At 61.7% G+C, this 22,739-nt stretch carries 19 protein-coding genes; 5 read left to right on the top strand and 14 right to left on the bottom strand.

Annotated elements, in window-relative coordinates:
- Positions 1-82 precede the first annotated feature (82 nt).
- The 5 genes from D5261_RS29105 to D5261_RS29085 form a co-directional block, all read right to left on the bottom strand.
- Positions 83-1,651 carry a M16 family metallopeptidase gene (locus tag D5261_RS29105; RefSeq protein WP_119322966.1) on the bottom strand — a complete coding sequence of 523 codons (1,569 nt, stop codon included), beginning with the start codon at positions 1,649-1,651 and terminating at the stop codon, positions 83-85.
- Positions 1,602-2,855, bottom strand: coding sequence for a M16 family metallopeptidase (locus D5261_RS29100; RefSeq protein WP_119322967.1), 1,254 nt, complete (start codon positions 2,853-2,855; stop codon positions 1,602-1,604). The genes D5261_RS29105 and D5261_RS29100 overlap by 50 nt, the downstream gene beginning before the upstream one ends.
- A gap of 110 nt (positions 2,856-2,965) precedes the next feature.
- Positions 2,966-3,796, bottom strand: a complete 831-nt coding sequence (locus D5261_RS29095; RefSeq protein ID WP_119322968.1) for a prepilin-type N-terminal cleavage/methylation domain-containing protein — start codon at positions 3,794-3,796, stop codon at positions 2,966-2,968.
- 29 nt (positions 3,797-3,825) lie between these two features.
- A complete protein-coding gene (locus D5261_RS29090; protein WP_119322969.1) occupies positions 3,826-4,872 on the bottom strand; it encodes an HAAS signaling domain-containing protein in 1,047 nt (348 codons plus the stop codon).
- A complete protein-coding gene (locus D5261_RS29085) occupies positions 4,865-5,200 on the bottom strand; it encodes a PadR family transcriptional regulator (RefSeq protein ID WP_119322970.1) in 336 nt (111 codons plus the stop codon). The genes D5261_RS29090 and D5261_RS29085 overlap by 8 nt, the downstream gene beginning before the upstream one ends.
- Before the next feature lie 164 nt (positions 5,201-5,364).
- Here D5261_RS29085 and D5261_RS29080 point away from each other — a divergent pair, with 164 nt between their 5' ends.
- Both D5261_RS29080 and D5261_RS29075 read left to right on the top strand, forming a co-directional pair.
- A complete protein-coding gene (locus D5261_RS29080) occupies positions 5,365-5,766 on the top strand; it encodes a BlaI/MecI/CopY family transcriptional regulator (RefSeq protein WP_119322971.1) in 402 nt (133 codons plus the stop codon).
- Positions 5,756-8,521 (top strand): M56 family metallopeptidase, encoded by a 2,766-nt coding sequence (locus D5261_RS29075; RefSeq protein WP_119322972.1) that lies wholly within the window; start codon positions 5,756-5,758, stop codon positions 8,519-8,521. Before D5261_RS29080 ends, D5261_RS29075 begins: the two co-directional genes overlap by 11 nt.
- 54 nt (positions 8,522-8,575) lie before the next feature.
- Here D5261_RS29075 and D5261_RS29070 read toward each other — a convergent pair whose 3' ends face one another.
- Both D5261_RS29070 and D5261_RS29065 read right to left on the bottom strand, forming a co-directional pair.
- Positions 8,576-8,872, bottom strand: a complete 297-nt coding sequence (locus D5261_RS29070; protein ID WP_125206136.1) for a hypothetical protein — start codon at positions 8,870-8,872, stop codon at positions 8,576-8,578.
- A gap of 70 nt (positions 8,873-8,942) precedes the next feature.
- The gene (locus D5261_RS29065) at positions 8,943-9,776 is read right to left on the bottom strand and encodes a DUF1559 family PulG-like putative transporter (RefSeq protein WP_119322974.1); all 834 of its coding nucleotides are present in this window, start codon (positions 9,774-9,776) and stop codon (positions 8,943-8,945) included.
- 244 nt (positions 9,777-10,020) lie between these two features.
- On the opposite strand from D5261_RS29065, the gene D5261_RS29060 reads away from it, so the two are divergent.
- From D5261_RS29060 to D5261_RS29050, 3 genes are all read left to right on the top strand, one after another.
- Positions 10,021-11,367, top strand: a complete 1,347-nt coding sequence (locus tag D5261_RS29060; protein ID WP_119322975.1) for a LacI family DNA-binding transcriptional regulator — start codon at positions 10,021-10,023, stop codon at positions 11,365-11,367.
- A 101-nt stretch (positions 11,368-11,468) separates the two neighbouring features.
- Positions 11,469-12,368, top strand: a complete 900-nt coding sequence (locus D5261_RS29055; RefSeq protein ID WP_174721488.1) for a DUF1559 family PulG-like putative transporter — start codon at positions 11,469-11,471, stop codon at positions 12,366-12,368.
- A 109-nt stretch (positions 12,369-12,477) separates the two neighbouring features.
- A complete protein-coding gene (locus D5261_RS29050; protein ID WP_301002333.1) occupies positions 12,478-12,693 on the top strand; it encodes a hypothetical protein in 216 nt (71 codons plus the stop codon).
- 22 nt (positions 12,694-12,715) lie between these two features.
- Here the strand turns inward: D5261_RS29050 and D5261_RS29045 are convergent, their stop codons facing one another.
- The 7 genes from D5261_RS29045 to D5261_RS29015 all read right to left on the bottom strand — a co-directional run bounded on the left by D5261_RS29045 (position 12,716) and on the right by D5261_RS29015 (position 22,627).
- The gene (locus D5261_RS29045; RefSeq protein WP_119322978.1) at positions 12,716-13,789 is read right to left on the bottom strand and encodes a hypothetical protein; all 1,074 of its coding nucleotides are present in this window, start codon (positions 13,787-13,789) and stop codon (positions 12,716-12,718) included.
- Between the two features lie 11 nt (positions 13,790-13,800).
- Positions 13,801-14,691 carry an alpha/beta hydrolase gene (locus D5261_RS29040; protein ID WP_119322979.1) on the bottom strand — a complete coding sequence of 297 codons (891 nt, stop codon included), beginning with the start codon at positions 14,689-14,691 and terminating at the stop codon, positions 13,801-13,803.
- A gap of 91 nt (positions 14,692-14,782) precedes the next feature.
- Positions 14,783-15,889: a YidC/Oxa1 family membrane protein insertase gene (gene yidC / locus D5261_RS29035; protein WP_119322980.1), complete on the bottom strand. Its 1,107-nt coding sequence runs from the start codon at positions 15,887-15,889 to the stop codon at positions 14,783-14,785.
- Between the two features lie 106 nt (positions 15,890-15,995).
- Positions 15,996-17,372 (bottom strand): glycosyl hydrolase family 18 protein, encoded by a 1,377-nt coding sequence (locus tag D5261_RS29030; RefSeq protein WP_119322981.1) that lies wholly within the window; start codon positions 17,370-17,372, stop codon positions 15,996-15,998.
- A gap of 142 nt (positions 17,373-17,514) precedes the next feature.
- Positions 17,515-19,194, bottom strand: a complete 1,680-nt coding sequence (locus D5261_RS29025; RefSeq protein WP_165864402.1) for a PP2C family protein-serine/threonine phosphatase — start codon at positions 19,192-19,194, stop codon at positions 17,515-17,517.
- Between the two features lie 145 nt (positions 19,195-19,339).
- A complete protein-coding gene (locus tag D5261_RS29020; protein WP_119322983.1) occupies positions 19,340-19,666 on the bottom strand; it encodes a Dabb family protein in 327 nt (108 codons plus the stop codon).
- A gap of 84 nt (positions 19,667-19,750) precedes the next feature.
- Complete coding sequence (locus D5261_RS29015; RefSeq protein WP_119322984.1) at positions 19,751-22,627, bottom strand: diguanylate cyclase; 2,877 nt, start codon at positions 22,625-22,627, stop codon at positions 19,751-19,753.
- Between the last annotated feature and the right edge of the window lie 112 nt (positions 22,628-22,739).

Below are 22,739 nucleotides of genomic sequence, written 5' to 3'. Positions count from 1 at the left end.
ATTAGACATTTTTAATAAATGATCGCGGGCGGAGCCTTTCTTCTGGCTGCGCCCGCGATTGGTGTTGGAGTGTACCGAGTGGCTATTTCGCGCTGGCGTACTTTCCGGTGTATGTTCCGGAGATAACCAGCGCGCCGGTCCCCGGCTTCAGATACTTCTTCGCGGCGGCGTTCACATCATCCACGGTTACGGCGCGGTAGTAGTCGTTGCGCTTCTGGACATAATCGAGGCCGAGCGAATATACCTGGGCCGTGAGCAGCTGTCCCGCGACGGCGCCGTTTGTGGAAAGGGTGACCGCGTAGGATCCGGTCAAGTAAGAGATGGCGTCCGCCGTCTCCTGCTTGGTCACGCCGCTATCGTGGATGAGCTGGATCTGCCGAAACATCTCCTCCGCCGCTTGATCCACGTTGGCGGGGTTGCTGCCGTACCGCACGCTGAACGGTCCTTCTCCCAGACGCGCTTCCTCGGAGGAAGTGATGCCGTAGACGAGCCCCAGGCGGTCACGCACGCTCAGTCCGAGACGCGAGGAAAGCGTTCCGCCGCCCAGAATGAAGTTGAGCACGTTCGCCGTGTAGAAGTCCGGGCTGCTGCGCCGCAGGCCGCTGGGAAAGCCGTAGCGCACATCGACCTGGGCCTTGTCCGGCACGGGGATCACGATGGTCTGAAGCGGTCCATCGACGGGCGGCGCCGGCGGGATGGCGACGGCCGGCAGGTTGCCCTTTTTGGCCCAATCGCCGAAGTACTTCTTGACCTGCGCGATCGCTGTCTGCGTATCGACATCGCCGACGATCGTCAAAATGAGCTGGTCCGGGGCGTAGTGCGCGCTGTAGAAATTCACGAGATCGTCGCGCGTCAGAGCTTTGAGCACCGACGCCTGCTCGTCGAGCGGCTCTGCGCTGTAGGGGTGGGTCTTCGGATACAGCGCATTGCGGAAGGCGATCCCGGCCAGGACGCCCGTGTTGGACGCCGAGGAGCTCACCCCCGCCAGCGATTGGCGGCGCGCCTTTTCCAGTTCGTCCGCCGGGAACGCCGGATGACGAAGTTCGTCGGACAGGACATCCAGCAGGGTATCGAAGTTCTTGGACAGACCGTGCGCGCCCAGCGACGCATACTCATCGCCCCCGCCGATCGAGACGCTGGAGCCGCCGCCTTCGAGGATCTTGGCGATATCGAGGAGCGAACGCGACTGCGTGCCGCGCGAAAGCTGCGCCGCCGTGAATCCGGCGAGGCCGCGCTTGTCCTGCGGATCGAAGACCGATCCAGCGCTCATCAGCGCGCCGCTGATGGAGACAGTCGGTGTCGCGTGATTTTCCTGCACGACCACCGTAATCCCATTGTCCAGCACCACTTTTGTCGGCAGCGCGCCTTTGGCGCTGGCCGCGAGGAGGGACGCCGGACGAGCCGCGGCAGGCCGCGACATGTGGTAATCGCGCAGATGCATTTTGACGGGATTGGGGGCGACAACGCCGGCGGGCGCCGGGATGGCGGGAGCGGCGCCGCCCGGAGCGTTCGCGGCGCGGATCGGCTCGAAGTAACCGACGGTGCGGTTGCGTTCGACCAGATACTTTTGGGCGACGCGCTGCACGTCCGCCGGCGTCACCTTACGCAGGTTTTGCAGGTAGTATTCGCCGTAGCGCCAATCGCCGCGCATGGCGTTTTCGCCCAACTGGCTTCCCTGTTCGGTGACCGATTCGCCGCCAAAGACATGATCGGCCTCGGCCTGATTGACCGCGCGGGTCAGTTCCTCGCCCGAGATCGGCGTCGTCTTTACCTTCTCCGCCTCGTCCAGCAGCGCCTTCTCCAGCTCGGGGTTGGTGTGGCCGGGCTGCGCGGAGGCGCCAAGGATGAAGAGGTCTGGATCGCGTAGGCCCGTATCGCTGGCGTTGGCGTCCGAACGTGCGGCCGCCGCTCAGCACCGTCTCCAGCACATCCACGGCGTACCGGTCGGGGTTCATCACGCCGGGGATATGGTAACCGATCAGAATCTGCGGCGTCGTTCCCGCGCGCGAGACCGTCACGCGCCGCTCACCTTCCTGCGCCGGCTCCGGGGTGATGAAGTGCTCGGCGACCGGGTGCGAGGGGATCGATCCAAAGTACTTGGTCACCATCGCAATCGCCTTCGCGGTGTCGATGTCGCCGACGATCACCACGGTCGCATTGTTAGGCGTATAGTAGTTCTTGTAATACGCGTACATCTCGTCGCGCGTGAAGTTCTCGATGTCCGACCGAAACCCAATCGTCTCCCACCGGTATGGATGCACCTGATACGCCGCGAGTCGTACGGCCTTATATAAAGCCTCGCCGGGATTATTCTCGCCGGCTTCGTACTCCGACCGCACGACGCTCATCTCTTTCTGATGCTGCTTCTCATCGTAGAGCGAGTTGACCATGCGGTCCGATTCGATCTGCATCGCCGTTTCCAGACGGTCCGACGCGAGCGTCTCATGGTACTCGGTCCGGTCGAAGTAGGTCGACGCGTTGAAGTCGGCGCCGTTGGTCTGGAGCGTGGAGCTGATGACGCCGGGGCCGCGCGACTTGGTCCCCTTGAACATCATATGCTCCATCAGGTGGCTCATGCCCGTCTGGCCGACCTGCTCGTTGACCGAGCCGACCCTGTAGTACACCGAGAAATAAACCACGGGCGCGGCGTGGACTTCCTTGGTCAGGATCGTCAGGCCGTTGGGCAGCGTCGTTTCACGGATGCCGTTGAGCACCGTGGGCTTGCCCTCTGCCCGGTTTGTCTCGGCGGCGGCCGCCGCTGTCGGGGCGACTTTTTTCTGCGCCTGCGCGGCGGCGCTGGGGAACAGTACGTAACTCAGGAGAGCCAGCGGGATCAGCGCGGTCGATTTCATCATGATGCCTTACGTCCTGTCTGAGTGAGATTTGATGTGCGATTATACCTATTCAGTAAAAATACATTATCAAAAAATTCTCTCAAACACGAAAATTGCAAGGCGGCGGAAATTTATTGATACATCTCCTCCGAATAGCTCAGTACTGTTTTCCCCGTCGTATCGCCGGGGGCGGACGCATTGGGGTCGCCGAGGAACGGTTTATTGTCGTTGGTCCATAGGTTTACCGGGCCGGAGCCGCCGTCCCCAAGGTCGAGCGTGGTGAGCGGTTTCATGGCTTTGACATGGCCGTCCATGAAGAGGAAATTACCGCGCCCGTTGTGTCCGGCGAACAGGTTTCCCGATTCTTCGAAGAGGGATGGATTTGGGGCGCGCCAGAGCAAGTCCGTGACGATGAAGTCCGTGTAGAGCGCGGTGGTTTCGACGACGCCGATGACCTGCGACGGCGATTGGATGCTGGCGAGATGGACGACGGATGTTGCGTCCCGGAGTGATGTCGGAGTAGCTCCGGCGGGCAGGGGCTCATCGACAAACGGGCCGTTGGCGCCGCTCCCGCGATTGACGGCGTACGATGGCGGAAAGACGGGCATTCCCAGCGGCTGCAATTCCATCGCGGTGTTGTAATCATCCTTGCCGCGCGAGGGATTGGACGGACATTTGAAGACTTCCGTGGACTTCAGATAGGGCGAGATCTCGTACTTCCAGCTGTATTCCTCCTCGGCGGTCGTGCGCAGCGGCAGCACCTCATCGTAATCCTGGGTGTAGGCGAGAATGGCGACGCCCAGCTGTTTCTCATTGCTGATGCAGGCGGCCTGCCGGCCTTTTTCCCGCGCCTTCGCGAACACTGGGAAGAGGATCGCGGCCATGATCGCGATCACGGAGATCACGACGAGCAGTTCAATGAGCGTAAAGGCTTGTGGCTTGCGGTGGACCTTGCGTGACATGGAAGACTCCCTCTGAAAAATTGGCCGGGTTAACTGAATAGCGAGCGGCTCATCTTTCTCTGCGCCCTCAGCGTCGTGTGGACGCGGTGAATGAGGCGTCCGAGCTGAGCGGAGATAAAGCAGAGCGCGAGACAGAAGGCGCCTTGAATCAGCACCCAGTACACCGCCTGCTGGGCAATCGCCGAATCAAAATCGTCGCCTTGGAATGTTGAGAAGACCTGAAGCGTGTTCATGTGAGTCACGGGGCGATTCTGAAGATCGACCAGGCCCATCCGGCATTCGGCGAGACGTACGGCGCCGAAATCCCGCCATCGCTGAGCGGCCAATTCTTCGGTCGCAACGGCTTCTGTGGAGCCCCCCGAGAGCGCCTTCATGGACGCAGGATGTGTCCGGGCGACGGGAGCGAGGAATCCACCGGTGATTTTTAGCGAATTGGGAACCTTGGCCGGTAGTGTGGAGGCGCCGTAAACCTGAATTCCCTGCTGAAGCAGGTTCACATCCGTTCGGATGGAATCCTGGGCCTGCGCCACGATCCTTCGCTGCATGAGAATCTTCGCCAGCGGGTTGGCGGAGAGGCCGATGACGAGATAGCTGACGACCGCCGCCGCCGCCACGACGCCGATGAGTGTCTTGGCCGCGCAGCGCCGGGCCACGAGCGCGCCGAGATTCGCCACCGCAAAAGCAAGGGCCGCGCCGGCGATAAGTGCGATGATCGGCGCAAATTGATCCCGTTCGACAATCGCCAGCGCTGGTATGGCGAGCGGCGTCGCCAGAAGAAAAAGCGTAAATCCGCCAATCGAGATATTGTTCGCCACCCGTAAATAGGGTGTCATATGCTCGGAGACCAGGATTTCACGGGCCCATTCGCGTGGTTTGCCGAAGGAGGCGACCGCCGTGGCGGCGGCGGCGTCCGGCGCCAGGCCGCCGGCCGTCAGCTCCTCCGCGCGACAGGTCAGGTGTTCGTGCGCCTCCGCAAGCGTTGAAGCGAGCTTTTCCGGCGACAGTTGGCCGCGTAGTCTCTTCTCTGCCTGGGCGAGGAACTGTTCGATGGGGTCCAGTATCGATCCATTATCCAATGGAGACCTCCTGTTTCGACGGCGTCATCAGGCTGTTGACGGCCTGAGAGAATTCGCGCCAGGTTTCAATCAGCCGCGCGAGCTCGCCTTTTCCCGTCTCGGTCAAACGGTAGACCTTGCGCGCCGGCTTGCCTTCCTGGGGGATCCAGTCCGCCTGAATCTTGCCCTCATTCTCCAGACGGTGCAGGATTGGGTAGAGCTGCCCCTCCTTGGCGTGAAACGCCGTTTCGCCCTTCGCATTAATGCGCTTGGCGATCTCATATCCGTGGAGTGCTTCTGATTGCAGAACGCTTAAGACCAGTGCGTCCAGGTCACTGCGAAACGCCATAAATATTCCTCCGATTGCATTGAAAACAAGTATATATAAAATTTTTATATATGTCAAGCCTTTATCTAAAATTATCTCATTGAACAATCTGCTAAAAATTTAGCCAAAAGCCTTGACGCCGGATCGCTGAAGTGCTATAATTTTAGCAGATCGTTGGAGGGATTATGCCAAAGCCAAATGCGGTTACGCTGAGCCGGCGTGAGCGGCAGATCATGGATATTGTGTACGAGCGGGGCGAGGTCTCGGCGGCGGATGTCGTGGAGGCGCTGCCCGACGCGCCGAGCTATTCGGCGGTCCGGGCGCTGCTGCGGATTCTGGAGGAGAAGGGGCATGTGACGCATGTCGAGCAGGGCAAAAAGTATCTGTTCCGCCCGACTCAGCCCCGTCAGGCGGCCGCTCGTTCGGCGCTGCGCCAAATCGTGCGCACGTTTTTCGGCGGCAATGCGGCTCGGGCCGTCACCACTCTGATTGCGGACGATGAAAGCGATATCAGCGACGAAGACCTGGATCGATTGACGCGATTGATCGAGGACGCGAAACAGGGGGAACGGACCGATGGCGACTAGTCACTTGCCTTTCTTGCTGGGGGATCTGCTGCTGAAGAGCGCGATTATCATCCTGATCGCCTCCGTTCTTGCCTTTTGCCTGACCCGCGCGTCGGCGGCGGTGCGGCACTTCGTCTGGGCGGTTACTTTCGTTGCGCTCGCTTACCTGCCCATTTTGGCGATCGGGCTGCCGCCCAATGAGTTTGAGGGCTGGCCAAAATTCACCGCCGCGCCGACTGTTTCGAATCCTCCGCCCGCCTCCCATGGGGTTGTTTTCATTCCTCAGGCGCCGCATTGGGCGGCGACCGCCGGCGCCCAGCACTCGTCTGTGGAAAATGTTCCCGCCGGTCCCATCAGTCCCGTCGCCGCCATCCCAAACGTTCCTCCGCTCGCCCATCCCGCGCCCGGTCTCATCGGCGCGTTCGCGCTCCTTGCAATCTGGGCGGCCGGCGTGCTGCTGGGCATTGCGCGCTTCGTTGCGGCCCGGCGGAGCCTGCGCAGTCTCGCTCGTGACGCGCGCACAGTTTCCGACGCCAGTATTCGGGCGCAAGTTGAGGCGATGACGAAGGCCTCGGTTGTTGTACTGCAAGGGGCGGAACAGACGGCCGATTTGTCGCCGATGACCTGGGGGTTCAAGCGCCGAGTGATCTTACTGCCGTTCGGCGCGCAGGATTGGACGCAGGAGCGTCTGCGGGCCGTTCTGGCTCATGAACTGGCGCATGTTGACCGTCGCGACTGGATACGCCAGTCGATGGCGTCTTGTGTCGCCATTTTATACTGGCCGAACCCGCTCGTCTGGTGGGCGCTGCGTCAGATGGTTCATGAAAGCGAGCGCGCCTGCGATGATCGGGTGATCGCGGCGGGAATCGCGCCCACGGACTATGCCGGCGAACTCGTCGCCATTGTCCGTAACCTGCGCCATCGTCAGGTTTCGGGCGCTGTCTCCATGGTGCGGCGCTCGCATATCGAAAGTCGATTGCGGGCGATCCTCAGCGCGACCGTCAATCGCGCGCCCGCCTCATTCCAGGTTACCGGCGTTATAGTGCTTGTCTTCTTCGCCGTCGTCGTTCCACTTTCCGCCATCAGCAAGCCGAGGAACAATCTGGATTATATCATCAAGCATATCAACTGGACTGAGAATACTCCGGCCGAACGCGACGCCGCGATCCGGCGTTTGAGCGCCGCCCTGCGCCAATCCGGAGACGGGAATCCGCGAGCCGCCCTGGCGCACAGCCTGCTCGGCGGCTGGGAAGCGAGTGACGGACGCAATATGGAAGCGCTCATCGATTACGACGCCGCGCTGCGGCTGCCCGAAAATGGGACTCATGATCTTCATTTGGACGCCCAGCGTCAGCGTGTGTCCGTCCTCCTCGCGCTGAATCGATACGCGGAGGCTGCGGACGCTTCCGAACAGCTCGCGCAAATGCCTGGCGTAACGGTCGGCGATGTCCTCGAAGCCCGGCGAGATGCGAAGACGTATCGCCGTCAGGAAGCCATAAAACAAGACGGTGGCGCGTCGGATGCTCTCAAACGATACCGCGCCTACCATGCGGCGAAGAAAACGGATCCTACGGGCGCCTTGAATTACGACGATTTGGTGTTGCTTGCGAATGATTTGAGCATGGCCTCCATGAACGCGCAGGCGGCCATTGTGTACGCCGATCTTTTGAACCGTTACCCCAATGCTCCCAATGCGGCGAACACGGCGATGCAGAAGCTGTTTGCCGTGAATAGCGTCTCTCCCGATGCGATTGCGAAGATCATGGCCCGGTATCCTAGCGCGGCGAACGATGCGAATATCATTGCTAACCTGGGATCCGCTTATGAACAGAGCGGCAATTCGCAAAAAGCGATTCCGATCTATCGACACGTATTCGATCTGAACGACAAGAACTCCAGTCCGAACGCCGGCATGAGCTATATTCGCCTGGTTTCACAGACGGGCGATCAGGTCAAGGCGAACGCCGCCGCTGATGAACTGATTCGCCGCTTTCCTGAATCCCAGGAAGCTAAGCAGCTCATCGAAGCGCGCAATCCACCGCTGAATCCATCGGCGCCCGGAACACATATTCCAACGGATGGGATCGTGCATGCGCCGGGCGGCGTCACCATCGAGCTGCTTAAAGTCGCGACCAGTCCGCACGGGCCTCGCTGGCTGCCGGACGGGACGCGGCTCCCGGCGGAGTCAAAGGGCGACGACGGCTTTATCGCTTCCCCCAACAGTATCGGCTACTTGCTGCGTGTCACCGGGCAGGCCGATACGCGTCGCAGTCCGATCATGATGGGCAGTTCGTCATCCGAAGTCATCGGAACATGGGCGTCTTCCACCGGGAATCCCAAAGAAGAATGGTATGGCGAGACGCGCCTGCTCACCATCCCTGAACGCACGAACTTTCGATTCTCCGTGCTGAGCGGCCCCTGGTCTACAGCGGCGGTGATACCAGCGCCAAAACCGGGCGCGGAAGAAGTGGAGGCGAACGGCTGCGTCGTCGATTTCGCCGGCCCGAAGACGGCTCCCCATGGGCCGGATAACAAAAAGATTTGGGCTCTGACAGATCATTTGGGCGAAATGGAGCGCAGTCTGATCGTCGTAGATCGCTCGGGACGCATGACGACGCTGGAGACGTCCGGCAGCATGTGGGACGAAAAAACGGCGACTTCCTGGTTTCAGGTTCCCAAAATTGCTCCCTCCGATATTCGAGAGATCCATGTGGAAACGCGTCCCTACTATAAAGTTGAGTTTCGAGATATCCATCTCCGACCGAACCCAACATAAAATCAGCCGCCAGCAGATGCCGGCGGCTGAATGAGTAGATCGAAGGCGAGAGGATCAATGAACGGCGGACGGATTCGCCGCTGTTGCCGGAGGACGCCCGCCTTGACTGCCGTTCTCCATGCTCTTCAGGTTGCTGATGACCATCGCCTTTTCCTGGGCCGGCATATTGGGATTATTCTGGGTCTCCGCGATCTGTTTCTCAATCTCGGAGTTTGGCATGGGCGTCGGCGCCTTGGATCCCGATGTGTCCGCCTGACTTGCGCATCCGGCGAGGGCGAATGCCGGCGCGCCTAGCGCCGTGCACACGCACAGCAATCGCCATCCCGCTTTCGGTAATCTCTTCCCTGTCATGATCGGTATCAAATCTCCTGAGGACCTGCGGCGCTCAAGCCGCAGGTTCCAATGCGTCGTTTATCGTATCCTAGGAATCGGCTGGCCCCATCCAGCCGGGCGAGGCGGTTCCTTCGTCCATCCGTCCGATAAAGATGTCGCGATACCAGTTCAGACTGCCTTTTCGTTTGGCTTTGACATGACCATCCAGAAACAGGAAGTTCGCCATGCTGGTATGCCGATATCGTGGGAACAGTTCGCAGGAGTCCCATCCGCCGGCCGGAGCGCCTTGAATGTCGCAGTCATGGCGTCCAGGGTTGATGTCGCTTCCGTCCGAGTGGGCCTTGCCGAAGTCATCCCAGCCGGCCCAGATATCCGTGTAAAACTGAATACCGACACTATTTTGTGTCGCCGTCTTGCCCTGCATGCCGCCCTCGATCATCATGATCTTATTGGCGGGCGCGCCCACCATGGTTTCATTGCCGCTGGCGAATCCGGAGTTCCCAATCGTCCAGGAAGCGCTGAACAGGTCCTGGCGGAAGTGGTAGTGCGATGTCTGGTTCGGAATGGCCGCCGAAGGGCAGCTCCAGACCCCACCATAGAGATTCCCATTGTTATTGGCGACCTGGGCGCCATTCTTGATGTACGGCTGCAGCTGGACATCCGCGCCGGTGGCGCCGAATGCGCCGTTATCCGAGGAGTAGGCGGCGTACACCATGGGATAGTTGCCGTCATAGTCCTGCAAATATTGCATTACCGCTAACCCAATTTGCCGCATATTGGACGAGCAGGAAGTTTGGCGCGCTTTTTCGCGAGCCTGAGCAAAAACCGGGAACAAAATCGCCGCGAGTATTGCAATGATAGCGATAACAACTAGTAATTCGATCAACGTGAAGCCAAGTTTACTCTTCACACTCTTTTTCATGGATCCGTCTCCCTTCCAAGTCACGATTAGTTAGATGTACCAAGTTCATCAATGGCATCGTCATTGTAACACGGCATTTCGGGATAGTCAAGTGATATTTCGCAAAATATTTCCAAAGATATCGCCTTGTAATGGAAAGTTTTTATATGTAATTATGAATAAAATAGGATATATTTCTGCTGAAATAGCAATGTTTAGGATATCGGCGCAATCCGAATGATGGTCTGCAAGGTATGATAAACTTATGATTTCTTGTCCCCATTGCGGTCGAACGGACGGTCAGGTGAAAGCCGGATTGAATGGCGGCAATCAGCGTTTTTTGTGCCAGGCATGCCGTCGCCGCTATACCCCGCAGCCCCGCGAGCGCGGATATTCGGATGAGCATCGGGAGAGCGCCGGGCGCATGCGGCGAGAGGGGAAGACTCTGGCTCAAATTGCGGAAGATCTGAATGTCAGCGCTCGCACCGTGGCTAACTGGCTGTCTTCGCGCGACGACGCATCGCTGCCGCCTGACGCGCAAGCCGAGGCCCCCGCCGCTGAGTTGGAGGGATTGGGAAAGCGCAGAGCCACTATTCACGATGTGGCGGAGCGGGCCGCCGTTTCCACGGCGACGATTTCCAATTATCTTAACGATAAAGGACGCATGGGCGAGGGGACGCGCCAGCGGATCGAAACCGCCATTGAGGCGCTGCACTTTACGCCCAGCGCTCTGGTTCGCGCGATCCGCCAGCGTCGCACGCATATCATCGGGATCGTTTCGTTTGGATTGGGCGTCGAAGATACCGGTGAAAATATCTCCTTGCCGATTCTGCGCGGCGTCAATCGCGCCGCCGACCGGGCGCGCTACGATGTCCTCCTCTACACCGGAGAGGAAGGTCAGCCCCATCGCCATAACGCGGCGGCTTTTCTAAATGGCAATATCGATGGCTTGATTTGGGTTGCGCCCGCGCTCCGAGAACCGATTCTGGGGCATCTCGCCGCCGCTGGACTGCCCACCATGGCCTTGCTGACGCGCCACGTTCCGGATGGCGTCGGGTATATCAACACCGACAACCACGCCGCCATGCATGCGCTTGTCAGTCACCTCGCAGCGCTGGGACATCGGCGTATCGCATTCGTCGGCCCGGCCCATTCTTCCAACTTCATGGACCGGCGGGATGGCTATCGGCAGTCCCTGCGAACCCATGGGATCCCATGGGATAAGAGTCTGGAGGCGAGCCCGACCAAGGATATCTGGTCCCATGCGTATTACGAACAGATGCTGGACCGGTGGTTTGCAAACTCGCCGCCGACAGCCATCATCACCCAGGACGATGGGTTTGCGCGGATTATCATTGAATTTCTGCGGGCGCGTCATATCCGAGTTCCCGAGGACGTCGTCATCACGGGCTTCAACGACGTGCCCGACGCCATCCGTATCGGCGGCGGATTGACCACAATCCAGCAGCCGTTTCTTAAAATCGGCGAACAGGGCGCCGAGCGTCTGATCGCCATGATCGGAGGAGCGCCCGTCGATGATTGTCGCCGGACGGTTGAGACGACGCTCATCGTCCGCGCGACGACGGCGCCGCCCTTTTTCGGCCTCCAATAAACTGGTATCCAGATCGTCCCGAAGCAGCCAACAATCAAGAATAGCGTATGGAATTACCAAGCGCACTACTCCTGTTGTGGCGAGCGAAAAGAGGCGAGCGAATGAAGAATAAGGGATTTACACTCATTGAGCTGTTAGTTGTCATTGCAATTATCTGTGTTCTGGCGGCAATCTTGTTTCCAGTGTTTGCGAGCGTGCGCGCCAAGGCGCGCGCGATCGCGTGCCTGTCGAATGAGAAGCAGCTGGGGCTGGCGGTCATGCAGTACTGCCAGGATTATGATGAAACGTATCCTCTCGTGCAGCGCGCCTCGGACGCGGGCGATTGGGCCGCTGTGCCTGGGTCCAGCGCAAGCGATCCGATCTCCTGGCAGTGGGCGGTCAATCCTTATGTCAAAAACGGCGGCGCGACATCGAGCGCCAACACCGGCCACTTTGAGCTGACCGGCGGCGTTTGGAACTGTCCGGACTTTCCGGTGCAGAACGCCTCGCGGCAGTACGGCATCAATGAGGGGATCGGCGGCGACGAAAGCAGTTACGCCTGGAGCGGGAATATCGGGGTGCAGTACCCGTCGGCGACGATGGCGCAGATCGTCAATCCTTCCGACAAGATCTTGATCGCCGAGAAGGGATATATGGGCGCCAACGGATCCCAGAAGGACTGGTCCGACGTGCGGTTCGCCTCGGTGGAGTGGGCGTGGGCGGACGGTGGGTTCGACCTGCGCCAGGCCAGGAAGGCCGACAGCGACAATGGATCGTTCGCTTCCGGACCGTTCTCGGCGCAGATGCCGCGCTTCCGCCACAACGGCTCCTGTAATATGGTCTTCGCCGACGGACATGTCAAGGCGATCCGCATGGCGTCGCTCGCCGGCGCGGCCGGCTGGTGCAAATATATCTTTGGGCCGGCTCAGGATAACTCGCCCTACGGAGTCTCTAACTGGTACCCCTACGCGTCCGGCGCGATCACCAGCTCCGGCCCGAACGCCTGCGACGCCTGGCAGTAATCGGGCCATGGTCTGGAGGCGCTAATCAAATTCTGAAATTCTCCCGATAAAAGAATATCACGAATTTGCGGGACGCGGCATAGAAGCCGCAGTGAGGAGACTGGAGTTGTTGAGGACGATAGTGACATCTTCCCATTCCGCCAAGTACGATCGCGCATCGCAGGCGATGCGGTCCCGAACGGACTGGGAGCCGGGAGCGATCTGCTTTGCCCGCCGCATTCCCAGCCGGACGCCGATCACGGCGGTAGTGCTGTGGCGCGACGCCCTGCGCATGCCGCGCGGGCGCAGCCGGGGCGGCGCCCGCCCGACGGATCTTTCCTGCTGAAAACGGCCGCGCGGGAGCGGCGCTAACCGGCCAATCGCCGCCAGGCGGTCGGCGCGCCGTCTTCCGTCCACAGCCGCAGCGAGACGGGGAGATACTCCACAAGCGTTTCGACCTGCGCCTTTTTCGGCGCGCCGGCCGCCTCGGCGTCATTCGCGCTGCGTTCCTGCGGCGTCAGCTTCACGATCTGGACCGAGCCGTCGCGCAGGTCCTGCGTCAGCTTGTACGCTTGCAGCAGTCCGTATCCCATCGCGATATCCGCCATTACGGCCCAGAGGTGGGTGAGAACGCCGCTGGACCAATCGGAGGCGCGCACCGCGCCTCCGGTCCACCACGCCGCCGCCACCGGCCAGAGCAGCCAGGCGGTGAGCACGACGGCGGCCGGCAGAGGACGCGTCCAGTGGCGGCGGATACAGCGCCGAATTTCGGTCCGCTCGGCGCGGGACAGCTCGCGCTGGCCGGTGCTGATCAGCTCGCCGGCGTCTGCCCGCCCCGTCGGCGCGAGCCACTGCGCGGCCATGGCCGCGAACGGCGGCTGCTGGGCGACTTCGGACGAGCGGGCGCTTACCCAGCGCGCGACGCGGCGGCCGTTGACGCTCCACACACGCCTTGCCTCCGGCAGCACCAGCATCGTCTGCGCGCGTCCCTCGGCGGGCTGGAGCGCGTGCAATTTGATCAGCGCCGTCTGCGCGGAATCGAAGGCGTCCTTCCCTTTGACTTCGCCGCGAAAGACGCGGATCGCGCCTTGCTTCAGATCTCGGATCAGCTTTTCGGAGCGGCGCAGCGGGCTTTCCGCCGAAAGCAGCAGCCACGAAACGCCCGCAAACCCCGCAAAGAACTCCAGCGCAATCTCCAGCCCCACCGCATGCGAACCCCGGCCTAGCGCGCGCGACAGGGACGCCAGCACGATCAGCCCCCCGAAAATCCCAAGAAATGCGGAGGCGCTTTGCTTTTTAAGGCGCGCCGCCTCCGAGCGCACGTCCGCCGCTTCTTCCGGCGTCAGACGGCGCTCCTCGGCGAGCGGCATCCCGCAGCACCAGCTTCTCATTTCGCCGTCGGCGTCTCCGCCGCGCCAGGACGAGGTGTTGGGCGTCGTCATCGCGTCGATCCTTACTTTTTGACGTTCTCCGGCTTGAGCACGCGCGCAAAGAACGAATCCACCAGTCCCGTATTCTCGGGCAGCATGAACTGCGAACCGCCGTGCTCCGCGCCGGCGACGATTTTGAGCGTCACATCCGCGCCGTCGGCCTTGAGCGCGTCGTAAAGCTCCTGGCTTTGCGCGACGGGCACGAGGCTATCTTTGTCCCCATGCATGATCAAGAATGGCGGCGCGCTTTTGGAGACAAACGTGATCGGGCTGGCGTCGGCGGCGAGCTTGGGATCGATCGGATCGCCCAGCAGCTTCGTAATCGCGTCGATGCCCGCCGGATTCGTATAGGTCTTCATGCTGGAGGGAACGATATCCGAGGGACCATACCAATCCACCACCGCCTGCACGGCGCTCGACTGCTTCCGCCATCCTCCATCGCCTTCCAGATGCTTTACCTTCGGCGTCAGTCCCAGCAGCGAGACCAAATGCCCGCCGGCCGAGTCTCCCCATACCCCGATGCGCTTGGGATCGATATGGTACTTCGCGGCGTTCGCGCGCAGAAACCGGATGGCGCACTTGCAGTCTTCAATCTGCGCCGGGTACTTGGCTTCATTGGAGAACCGGTAATCGAGGGAGCAGAAGACATATCCCTGCTGGTTGAAGTGCCCGCTCGCGCCTTGCCCGCTCGATCGGCTCCCGCCCAGCCACGCTCCACCATGGATATACACCACGACCGGCAGCGCGCCCGCCGCGTTTGCCGGCGTATAAATATCAATCATCTCCTGCGGCCCGGACGCCGTATACGGAACGCTCACCACCGCGGCGGGCGTCTCCGCCCGCAATGCCGGCGCAAGCGCCAAAACAGCGCACACAGCGGCGGCGCGGCGGCCCCAACTTTGCATCGAGATCATCCAGAACGATCCTTTCCGGCCCTCAAAGACAATACCCCATGGTATCCCGGCCCAGAACGTTATTCTACCAGATACAAACGCCCATCTTTCCTCAAAGGCTCGCGCTAACGGTTTGTCTCGCGCCGTTACGCGAGAAGTACAGAGCGATTGCGGCCGAGAGGATATTGGAGATCAGCCAGTAGAGCACGAACGCGGAGGCAATGTGGTGTGCGCCGATCCATAGGCAGGAGATGATTGGCGTTATCCACGCCATCGCCTGCATCGTTTTCGCTTGGGCGGGATCATCGTTCGAAACCAGGCGCTGGGTCATGACCATGCTGAGGGCGTACAGGATCAAAAGGGGGATGTCGGGAAGTCCCAGGTCGAGCGCCAGGATCTGCGGGTGCGCGGCGGCAATCGGGCTGCCGATCCATAGGAATCCCGCGGCGCTGACGTGATATTGGTACAGCTGGACCGCCTGATACATTGCCAGGAAGACCGGCGCTTGCAGCAGGGCCATGATCCAGCCGAGATGCGGGTTTACCCCATGCTCGGCCTGAAGCATTTTCGTAGCTTCATAGAGCTGCATCGGGTCGTCCTTGTGCGTCGCCTGCAATTTCTTTATCTCCGGCTGGAGCGCCTGCATTTCCCGCGCGCTCCGCTGCTGCTTGGCCGAGAGCGGCGCCATGGCGAGGCGGACCAACGTGGAGATCAGCAGAAGGGCCGACGCGAAGGAATACGAACGGCGGCCGGTAATTTTGACGAAGTAGTCCAGAATCCGATACAAGGGATGGCGGCTGTTCGCCGCGTCCATCACACGGCCGAGAGCCTGGCGCTCAGCCGCCGCCGCCTGCTTGTGGGGAAACGCGGCGAGTCCGTAGGTGGTTACGAGGGAGTTATACGCGGCCATCGCTTGTCCATTGTCGCGAAGCCGATCCCGATAAATGTGCGCAATAATATAAACAGCTTCCGGCGCGTACGCCGTATGACGATAGGCGGCGCTCGATTCCACGTCGCGCAGCCGGTCAATCGCCTCGGTGTCCCGCCCCTGCGCCAAAAGCCGGACGGCGATGGCGTAAGCCGGCGGCGCGGGCATAACGCCGCCGCCACCCGCGCTCGCCTGCGCGCGGGCAGGCGTGATTGTATAAAACGCGAACAGCACAACCAATCCCGTGAGCGCGACGATCTGCGCGAGAACAATCAGCCAATGTGCGTTCATCCTGCCACCGCCTTTCTACCGTCACAACAAAGCCGCTTTGTGACTGAGACACGTCGAACGCAAGAAAGTTGCGGCTTTTCTTGCAGGATTAGTTTTGGCGTTGGCTTTAAGGCATCGGCGTGAGTATCACGTGGCGTAAGTTGATGAGGTCGCCGCTGGGAAGCGTTTTTGCCTGCATCTGGATGGTCGTCTGGCCGGCTTTGAGCGTGACATGGCCTGGAAGCGGGATGGTTTGGAATGTGTCCCAGTCTTTGGTCGCGGTGACGGTCAGAGTGAATGTTTGACGCTGGGCCCCGTTGAAGGTCAGGGTGAGAGCGCTGCCGGCGTAGCGTGGGGCGCAGGCGTATTCCAGGGACATGGCGTAGATGCCGGCGCGGGTGGGGGGAACGTCGATCTTCCAGCGGGTGCGGTCGTCGATGCTGGTCCAGTAGCCGATGTCGGAGACGCCGTCCGAGGTCTCGACGCGCGCCGCCGGGCCGTCGAGCGCGGCGTTGTCCGCTGTCAAGAGATACGTTCCGTCGGCTTCGGGACTCAGCAGGTCGGGGGAGGGATCGACCGTTTTGTGGATGGCTTTGGAGAGCGCGCCGTCTGGTGTGTCCTGCGCGAGCTCGAAGATCATGACGCCGCCCAGGCGGCGGTCGAGCGCGTACTGGGTCTTGTCCATGACGGTCTGCACTCCGTTGAACACGTAATCGCCAGCGGCGTCTTCTTTTGGCTTGGGATGATATTTCTCGGCAAGCTTGGCGTAAAACGTTTCTTCGTCACTGCCCGTCATGAGGCTTTCGGCGAAGAAGGGAAGGCCGAGAGAAATCTGGCCGGGCTTCGCGCCGTTACGAATCAAATGATCGACGTCGGACTGAGAAACGGCCAGACCGCCCCGGTGCGCGTCGTCATAGTAGGACATCAGGTTGAACTGATCGACGGCGGCGATGAGCTTCCTGTCGAACCAATCTCCCGGCGCGGTGGCGACGCTGACCTGCAAGCCAAGCGGCGACAGGGCTCGCTTTGTTTCGACGACCAGCGCCGTCAGCCCGTTTTTCTCCGCCGGGTTGTCGGGGAACTCCCAGTCATAATCGACCCCTTCAAATCCATGGTCGGTCAGAAATCGGGTGAGATTCGTGATAAAACGCCGGCGGCGCCCGGCGTCGGTCGCCATCGCCGCGAACGACTGCGAGCGGTCCGCGCCGCCGAAGGCGGCGATCATTCGCACGGGGTAACGCCGCTTGATCGCTGCGAGTTTCGCCTCCATCGCCGGAGTCAGCCGCGAACGGTCAATGCCGCCGTCCGGCGTTGGCTCCAGGGAGAAGAATATCAAATCGGTGATGTGAGAGACGAAGTCCGGATTCAGCGCGAGAATTCGATATTCGGGCACATAAGCGGCGATCCGAAATTTGGGCGCGGAGGGGTGACCGCCAGCGATTTTTTGCGCGTGACCGGACACAACTGCGAGAAAGAACAAACAAAGGCAACAAAGCGGCTTCATAAAACTCCTGCGCGAAATCCGAAGGGAAGGGCTCTCTTTTATTGCCGTAATCGTTTACGGTAATGGCATTATAGGGCGCCCTGTCTCTTCTGTCAATGACCGCAGGAAGGAGGAGCGATTCCATCGTGGCCGGGGAGATCCGTCATTTCGCGACGGCGACCAGCAGACAGACATCGTCGCGGGCGCCGCTTTCGGCGAAGGCGTCCACGCTGGCGATGAGACGCGCTACGATGGCGGCCGCCTTCTCCTGAGGGGATTCTGGAAGCGATGCTCCCATAATTTCCCGCAGGATCGCGGTGACGCCCGCGACACCGAGAAGCCGCAATCGTCGCGGGCCGGCTTCGGTGAGGCCGTCGGTGAATATGACGAAGACGTCTCCCGGCGCAAACGATGTGGACTGCTCGGCGAACTGACCGCCGGGGTTCATGCCGACGACCGGGCCGGTGGCCGGAAGCTCTTCGATACATCCCGTCGCCGACCGCCAGAGCAGCGCGGGCTCCTGGCCGCAGTTGACGTAGCGGATCTCCCGCGCGGCGTGGTCGTAGCAGCCGGCGAAGAGTGTGGCGAATCCCGGCAGCAATCCCCGGCCGGCGAGGGTCTGGTTGAGCGCGGCGATCGATTGCGCGAGCGTGCTGTCGGTGTAAAGCACATACCGAAGCATATTGCGGACGATGGCGACCTGCGCGGCCGCCGCCAGTCCCTTGCCGGACAGGTCCGCGACGACCAGGGCGGCGCAGGTGGGGTTCAGCGCGAAGACGTCATAAAAGTCGCCGCCGATCGCGGCTTCGGATAGCGCCGGCTTATAGTACTCCGCCAGCGCCAGACCAGGAATGTCGTCCGGCAGCGACGGCTGTAGAGCATCCTGAAGCTTGGTCGCGATGGCGTGCTCACGCTGGGCGATCAGCGCCGTCGCAAGCGCCGTGCGTGTCTGCTCCGCCGCCGCCTCCATCAGAGCCGCTTCGTCCGGCGTCCAGGCGCGCGGTCCGTCCGCCATTCCCGCGATCAGCGCCGCCGACAATCGCCCTTCGTCGTAGAATGGTACGGCGATCAGGGCGCGCAGGCGGCCGCGCGCCAAAATCTCCTCCGCCGCCGATGGGAAACCGCACGCCGCCGTGTCCTCGGCAATACAGGTCGTCCGGGAGGCGAACAGCGCATCCAGGCATGGCAGGTAATCCGTCAGACGATACTGGCCGGCGACCGCCGGCAGGTTCGTGCGGCTCCAATCCGAGCCGACAAAGATCGTGTCTCGCGTATAGTCATAGGTTGCGAAATAGCAGCGGTCCGCCTGGAGCGCCGCGCCGAGCGCCTGCACGGCCGCCTGCTGGATCTCTTGCGGATCGATCGTCGCGCGGATCGCCTGACCGATCTCGTTGAGCAGCGCTTCCCGCTCGGCCTTGACGCGCAGTTCGTCCTCGCGCTTCAGCCCCTGGCGCCGCGCGGCCGACTGCGCCTGGCCCAGCGCCGACACGGCGGTCCCGGAGAACAGAAACATCAGCAGGGAGAACTGGTCGGCGAACTCATCGCCCGGAACATTGGGATCTGTCTTCATGATGAAGAGCGAGCCCACAAGCGCCGCTAGCGCCGTCGCGAGCATCCCGCCGCGCCAGCCAAGCAGCCAGGCTCCATAGACGATGGCGGGGAAGAAGGTGATAAAGGGAACGCGGTCGTCCAGCACGGGATTGAGCGCAATGCGAAAGGCGGCCGCCGCAGCGACGAGCGCTGCGATCTTGACGGCCGGCGGCCCCCACGCTTGATCGCTGTTTTCGAAGAACTTCGGAGGGATCAGCTTTTTTCGGTCAGAGCTATTGGGAAAAGCCGACATAGTCATTGACTCTGAAGCGCCGGTTGCGATTTGGGCTGATTATGCGGAACAAGCGGAAATTCCTGCCGGCGCCGCCGGCAGGGGGCGATTGATTTTGGTTACGGGCCTTCTCACAGCCGTGAGGACACCCCGGCCGATCGTGCGATTATGCGCCGTCAGGCACGGCATCGTAGATCTGCACGCGGCTCCATAAGTGTTTGCATTCGTCGATAAATTTCAGATGGTCGGGATGTTCCTGGTATCCGTCATGCGCCGCTTGATCCGCGAACTCCATCAGCAGCGCTACGGCGTAGGTGTTGTCCACGACGGCGCGCGGGGTGCCGGCGGGCGTGGCGACCGTGATGCTTTGCACGCCGGGAATGTCCGAGAGGTGCTTGCGGCAGCCGTCGGCGAGCGCCCGGGCGTCCTCAGCCCCGCCGCCCTCGCGAAGCCAAAAGTAAACATGGTGGAAAAATCCTGAGTGACGCGACATGGGAGGCGACCTTTCTCTCCGTGAAATAGGACATTAGGATACCCGAAAGATGCGTGAGGTGAGTATCGCGACACAGAAGCTTCATCAGACCGCGACGCAAGCCTCGTCGCGCTTGAGCGCGCGGAGGAACGCCTGAACGCATTTGGGGTCCCACTGTGTCCCGGCTCCCGCCGCGAGGATATCCTCCGCGATCACGCGAGGCATGCCCTTTCGGTAGGGGCGGTCGGTGGTCATGGCGCTGTAGGCGTCCGCGACGGCCATCAGCCGCGCGATCAGGGGGCAATCCTCGCCCTTCAGACCGAAGGGGTAGCCCAGGCCGTCCCACCGTTCGTGGTGGTGCCGGACGGCGTCGAGCGTGTCTTCCAGGCCGTGCGCGGCGCTGACCATGATGGCGCCCATCATGGGGTGCTGCCGTATCGTCTCGAATTCGGCGTCGGTGAGCTTTCCGGGTTTGCGCAGGACGGCGTCCGGAACGCCGATCTTGCCGACATCGTGGAGAAGCGCGGAGACCGCGACGGTATGCTTTTCAACGTCGCTCAAACCCAGCTCCTCGGCGATCATGACGCTGTAAAGCATGACGTCCTCGGAGTGGCGGCGCGTGTAGCGGTCTTTGTTGTCCACGGCGTTCACCAGCGCATCGAGCATGGAGAAGCCGTCCACGCGGCCCGACATCAGCGCGCGCACGTGGTCGGCTTCGGTCTCCGCGGCGCCGCCGGTCTTCGCCCGGCGCAGGCGCTCGTCCGCGAGGCGCACGGTTTCGTGCCAGTTCATATCGAGCTGGCTGAGCGCGGCGACCCCGAACGATACGGTGATGGGGATATTCATCGTATGGCCGTCCGGGCAAAAGACAATGTCGTCCAGATCCGTGCGCAGCCGCGCTTCGAGCTCCGATGTGGGCGTGCCGCTGGCGCTGGGCATCAGCAGCGCGAATTCGTCGCCGCCGAAGCGGGCAATGGAATCGTAAGAGCGGCAGATCGACTGAAGACGCTTCGCCACCTGGCGAAGCACGTCGTCGCCGACGGTGTGGCCGTACACATCGTTGAAGAACTTGAAGTTGTCCAGGTCCATCATGACGATGGTAAGCGACGATCCTTCGCGCTCGACCCGGGCCGCTTCTTCTTCCAGACGCTTATGGAAGGCGCGATGGTTGAGCAGGCCGGTCAGCGGGTCTCGGTCGGCTCGCTCCTCCGCCGCGCGCAGCGCTCGCTCGCGCTCCTCCTCCAGCTGCTTGCGTTCGGTGAGATCGCGCAGGTATGCCGTGAACATCGTCCGTCCGCCCACTTTGATCGGCACCGCCGTCAGTTCGAGCGGCAGTTCGCTTCCGTCCTTGCGCATTCCCATCACTTCGACGCGCTTGTTGAGCACGGGGCCTTCCCCTGTGGCGTGATAGTGCGCGATGCCGTGCTCGTGTCCCGAACGCATATAGGGCGGGATGATCAGGTCGGACAGCGGGCGGCCAATCGTCTCCGCGCGGGAGTAGCCGAAGGTGCGCTCGCAGGCGGGGTTCCACTCCAGCACCAGCTCATCCGCGTCGATCGTGATGATGCAGTCCAGGGCGGCTTCCAGCATGGCGCTTTTGCGGGCGTCGCTTTCCTGAAGGGCGTCCTGCGCCTGCCGGCGAATCTTTGCCTCATGCAGCGCGTTGTCGTAAAGACGGGCGCGCTCCAGCGCCAAGGAGCATTGGTTCGCCAGGGTCCATAGGAACGTCGCCTGGTCGTCGTCGCGGCACCGTTCGGCCGGACACTTGAGGGAAAGTCCGCCGAGGCTGCGCCCGCCGGCGAGCAGCGGTACGGCGACCAGGTATTCGGCCGGGTCGCTTTTCGACGGAACGATCACCAGCCGCTGCTCGCGCACGGCGTCCGCGAGCGGGGAAGGGGTGTCGATGGAAAATTCGGCGTAGGATTCGGTTTGCTCGCCGTCGATCCCCTTCAGGCGGATCGTGCACAGAGTCCGCGCGCCGGCGTCCAGCAAAGCGACCGTCGCGGCGGTCGCCTGGAAGATCGGCATGGCCGCCGTCAGAATCGATTCCGCCACGTCTCCGGTCGTCAGCGCGCTGCCCAGCGCGGCTCCGACGGCGAGCAGATGGTCGGTGCGCTCGCGGGCCTGCATGTGCGCCGTGATATCCGTGTTCGTGCCGACGGCCCGCATGAGGTTTCCGTGGCGGTCGTGGCTGGCGCGTCCCCGGCTATGCCACCAGCGCCAGGAGCCGTCGCGATGGCGCATTCGGTATTGAATGTGATGCGTGGAGTTGGGTTGTTCAAAGTGTGCGACGAACGCCTCAGTGGCGGCTTCCACGTCATCCGGGTGGACGCGGCTGCTCCACTCTTCGCTGCGGCTGGGCATCTCATGGTCTTCATAGCCGAGCATTCGCTTCCACTGGGGGGAGAAGAAGGATTCGCCGGTGTCCGGACGCCACTCCCAGACTCCGTCCTCGGTCGCCTCCATGATCATGCTCAGGCGTTCCTGATCGGCGAAACGCCGTGAAAGCTCAAGCTGGGCGACCACATGCCCGGCGAGCGTTTGCAGCGCCTCCGTCTGGCCTTGCGTGAGGGTGCGCGGCTCGTAATCCATGACGCACAACGTGCCGAGCGCGTGCCCGTCGGCGGTCATCAGAGGCGCGCCGGCGTAAAACCGGATCTTGGGATCTCCGGTCACGAGGGGGTTATTCTCAAAGCGAACGTCATCCGTCGCGCTGCAAACGACCATGACATCCGACTGCTGGATCGTGTGCGAGCAAAACGCGATGCTGCGCGGCGTTTCCTTCACGGCCACGCCCAGGATGGACTTGAACCATTGGCGCTCGGCGTCCACCAGCGTCACGGCCGCGATTGGCGCGTCGCAGATAAAAGCGGCAAGGCGTGTGATCGCGTCGTACGTTTCCTCGGCGTCCGTGTCCAGGATACGATATTCTCGCAGAGCCGCGAGCCGCGCGCTTTCGTCCTTGGACAGATCAACGGTCATGGTCGATTTTCAATCCTTCCCGGCCGGAGCGTGGCCGGGTGTATCTATTCCTAAGGGGATTGTTGGCGAATCGCTCCGAAATCAAGAGGCCGTATTGGCCGCGCCGGAACGC

This window comes from Capsulimonas corticalis (assembly GCF_003574315.2).
Taxonomy (GTDB): Bacteria; Armatimonadota; Armatimonadia; order Armatimonadales; family Capsulimonadaceae; genus Capsulimonas; species Capsulimonas corticalis.
This window is presented reverse-complemented; position numbering and strand designations above follow the sequence as displayed.